The 815-nt window shown below is 56.8% G+C and carries 1 pseudogene; it reads right to left on the reverse strand.

The features are described from left to right. Positions 1-192: pseudogene (locus tag EOA85_RS36395) on the reverse strand (IS21 family transposase); the annotation flags it as partial. Between the last annotated feature and the right edge of the window lie 623 nt (positions 193-815).

An 815-nucleotide genomic window follows, 5' to 3' on the forward strand; every position in this document is an offset into this window, starting at 1 on the left:
GGAGCCGAGATCGTCGAAGTCCATGGTGCCGCGCATCGGTAGCGCATCGCGGACCGCGTTCTTGAGATGGTCGTCGGAACTTTCGATCGAGCCGTTCTCGTGCGCGACGCCCTTGTTGTTGCGCGTCGCCGTCATGCGATAATGGCCGCACAGTTCCTCGTACCGATGCGTCAGATCGACCTTGGCGTGCTTAGATCTGCGGCGACCCCGAAGTTCTCTACAGCTCCTCCGAGCGAAATGCGAAAGCCGGTTTGGACCTCGTCGAAAACCAATAGCGCCGTTGGCGTCGCATTGTCCGCGAAGAAAATCTGAGAAACCCTTCGAACGGTTGGATATTACTCCAGAAGCCATTGAACATAATCGGCTCGGCAATAATTGCCGCGATCTCTCCACGACACCTCTTAAAACGTTTGTGACTGCTTCCGGGATTCCACTCAACGGCCACTATATTCGAGGCATCAGAGGACGGGTTGGCCGAGAGACGTCGGCAAGGGTCCATCGCCGGGCCGAGAAACTGGGGAAGGAGGAACTGAAGAATTAACGCTACGATTATCGAACAGATAGCGCCCTTACACGGGTGCCGCAATTCAAACGCGTAACGCGCACCGGCGCGCTCAATCACCGCCTCGGGCCCGCGCAAGTAGGTGAACCCTGCCCGGCAGGAGAGAGCTGTGAGCTTGACCTGGTTCGACTAACCAACCGTGTCACGCAAATCGGGTCCTGGCTCTGGATTCCGTTGCTAATTCAAGGAACACGATGTCGCCTAACACACCTCTTGACCTCAGCATCGTGATGTGAGCCTCGGATCAAACACC

It is taken from the genome of Mesorhizobium sp. M5C.F.Ca.IN.020.29.1.1 (assembly GCF_003997375.1).
In the GTDB taxonomy this organism is placed as follows: domain Bacteria; phylum Pseudomonadota; class Alphaproteobacteria; order Rhizobiales; family Rhizobiaceae; genus Mesorhizobium; species Mesorhizobium wenxiniae.